This is a genomic window from Mycobacterium sp. E3298, assembly GCF_001666895.1.
Lineage (GTDB): Bacteria > Actinomycetota > Actinomycetes > Mycobacteriales > Mycobacteriaceae > Mycobacterium.
This window is the reverse complement of the sequence record NZ_LZJB01000045.1, coordinates 1-2844: the sequence shown is the minus strand read 5'-3', so window position 1 is coordinate 2844 and position 2844 is coordinate 1. Positions and strand designations below refer to the sequence as shown.

The following is a 2844-nucleotide window of genomic DNA, read 5'->3' as shown; positions in this document are numbered from 1 at the left end:
GACCGACGGCCTGCCCTGGACCTGGGAGACGTTCCCCGAATACCTGGACGCGCTGGACGCCGGCAAGCGGGACATCGACGTCGCCGCGTACCTGCCGCACTCGCCGCTGCGGGTCTACGTGATGGGCCAGCGCGGCGCCGACCGCGAGCCGGCCACCGCCGAGGACCTCGCCCAGATGCGGGCGCTGGCCAAGGAGGCGGTCGAGGTCGGGGCGCTCGGCTTCGCGTCGTCGCGGCTGACGATCCACAAAACCGAAAGCGGTTCGCCCATCCCGAGCTACGACGCCGCGCGGGAGGAGATCGAGGAAATCGCCCGCGGTGTCGTCGACGGCGGCGGCGGCCTTCTTCAGTTCGTGCCGGACATCCCGGCCGGCGGCTACGAGCCCGTACTGCAGACGGTGTTCGACGTGGCCGAGGACGTCGACCTGCCGCTGACCTTCACGCTGGTGGTGGCCAACTCCGGCGACCCGACGTGGGAGGACGCCATCACGATGATCGAGAAGGCGAATTCCCGGGCCGGCGACGGTGACCCCCGGATCACCGCACAGCTGCTGCCGCGCCCGATCGGGCTGATCATCGGGCTGCAGCTGTCCGCCAACCCGTTCGTGCTCTACCCGAGCTACCGCGAAATCGCGCACCTGCCCCTGGCCGAGCGGGTCGCCGAGATGCGCAAGCCGGAGGTGCGCGCGCGCATCCTCGCCGACAAGCCGGGCCAGGGCCACCCGATCCTATACGTGGCCCAGATGTGGGACTGGATCTACCCGCTGGGCGACACCCCCGACTACGAGCCGGACCCGTCGACCTCCATCGGGGCCCGGGCGCGGGCACGAGGCGTGAACCCGATGGAGGAGGCCTACGACCGGCTGCTCGACGACGAGGGCCGCGCCATGCTGCTGGTGGCGACCAGCAACCTGCAGGGCAATTCGCTGGACACCGTGGGCAAGCTGCTGCACCGCGACGACGTGGTGCTCGGGCTCGGCGACGGCGGCGCGCACTACGGGATGATCTGCGACGCCAGCTACTCGACGTACTTCCTGACGCATTGGGCGCGCGACCGCGAGTCGGGCCGGTTCACCGTGCCCCAGGCCGTCCGCGAGCTCACGTCGGTGCCGGCGCGCATCGCCGGGCTGGGCGACCGGGGGCGCATCGGCGTCGGCTACAAGGCCGACCTCAACGTCATCGATCACGCCGCGTTGCGCCTGCACAAGCCGGTCATCACCTACGATCTGCCGGCCGGGGGCCGGCGCCTCGACCAGACCGCCGACGGCTACGTCGCGACGATCGTGGCCGGCGAAGTGATCGCGGAGAACGGCGTGCCCACCGACGCTCGTCCAGGCAAGTTGGTCCGCGGTCGGCAACCGCGCCCGGTACCCGCGCAATAACGCCACCAAAACAGCCAGATCCCGGGTAAGTTGAGCCGGTGACGAGCCCGCATTTTGCGTGGTTGCCGCCAGAAGTCAACTCGGCACGAATCTTCTCGGGTCCCGGAGCCGGGCCGCTGCTTGCTGCCGCGGAAGCCTGGGACGGACTGGCCGAGGACTTGGCATCGTCAGCATCGTCGTTTTCTTCGGTTACGTCAAATCTCGCCAGCGGCTCCTGGCAGGGGCCGTCCTCGGCGGCGATGATGGCTCTCGCCACGCACTACGTCAGCTGGCTGAGCGCGGCGGCGGCCCAGGCCCAGGCGGTGTCCAGCCAGGCCTCGGCGGTGGCGGCGGCGTTCGAGGGCGCGTTGGCGGCCACGGTGCAGCCCGCGGTGGTCGCGGCCAATCGCGCGCTGGCGCAGGCGTTGTCGGCCACCAACTGGCTGGGCCAGAACACCCCCGCGATCGCCGACATCGAGGCCGCCTACGACCAGATGTGGGCGTCCGACGTCGAGGCGATGTACGGCTATCACGCCGACGCGTCGGCGGCCGTGGAGAAACTGGCGCCCTGGCAGCAGGTGTTGCAGAACCTCGGCTTCCACTTCAGCAGCAGCGGCCAGCTCACCTTCGGCCTGCCGGCGGCGCGGGTTCCGCGCACGCTGTAGCGGCCCGGCCCGCGCCTATCCTGAGGGTCATGCGCACCAAGAAGCAGGTGGACGTCGAGCGTCTGGCGGCCGCCCTTCCCGACTACCCGTTCGCCTACCTGGTCACCGTCGACGACGACTACCGCGTCCACACCGTGACGGTCGAGCCGCGGATGCGCGACGCGACGCTGGACGTCGGCCTCATCGGTGGCCGCACCCGCCAGAATTTGGCGCAGCGCCGCGACGTCACCCTGCTGTGGCCCCCGACCGAGCCCGGCGGCTATTCGCTGATCGTCGATGGCACGGCCGAGGTCAGCGACGCGGGCGACGCCGTTCGCCTGGAAGTCGTGCCCGGCCGCGCCCTTCTGCACCGCGAGGCCGACCCCGGCTCCCCGGGCGCGGCCAAGGGCTGCCTGCACGACTGCGTGGTGTTCTCCCGGTGAGCCGCGTCGCCCCGCTGGCCCCGCCGTGGAGCGAGGAGGACGCGGCGGGGATCAACAGCTGGGGTCACCCGGACCGCACCTATGAGCCGCTGCTGCTGGTGCGCTGCCTGCAACGCCACCCGGCGCTGGCCACCCGGCTGCGCAAGCTCGGCGAATCACTCTATGTCGCAGCGCTTTTGCCCGCCCGGACGCGGACGATCGCGATCCTGCGCAGCTGCGCGCTCCTCGGTTGCCGATACGAGTGGGGCGGGCAGGCGGCGTTCTGGGGTCCGATCGCGGGTGTCAGCGACGACGAGTGCGACGCGCTGGTGACCGCCGGCCCCGACGACCCGCGGTGGGCGCCCGACGAGCGGACCCTGATCGAGGCGGTCGACGAGCTGGAGCGCACCGGTTCCTG

The 2844-nt window shown here is 71.3% G+C and carries 3 protein-coding genes and 1 pseudogene; all 4 read left to right on the top strand.

Going from position 1 to position 2844, the window contains the following annotated elements:
• On the top strand, positions 1-1381 hold a 1381-nt coding region (locus A9X05_RS01665), incomplete at its 5' end, for an amidohydrolase family protein (protein ID WP_067778731.1).
• 38 nt (positions 1382-1419) lie between these two features.
• Positions 1420-1956: pseudogene (locus A9X05_RS01660) on the top strand (PPE family protein); the annotation flags it as partial.
• Positions 1957-2054: 98 nt separating this feature from the next.
• Entirely contained in the window at positions 2055-2447 is a 393-nt protein-coding gene (locus tag A9X05_RS01655) for a hypothetical protein (protein ID WP_067747987.1), read from the top strand.
• A partial coding sequence (locus A9X05_RS01650) for a carboxymuconolactone decarboxylase family protein (RefSeq protein ID WP_067778728.1) occupies positions 2444-2844 on the top strand: 401 nt, incomplete at its 3' end. The genes A9X05_RS01655 and A9X05_RS01650, both read left to right, overlap by 4 nt.

Coding starts and splice junctions, on each gene's coding strand:
- A9X05_RS01655 (WP_067747987.1), top strand. CDS start 2,055: ATGCGCACCAAGAAGCAGGTGGACGTCGAGCGTCTGGCGGCCGCCCTT.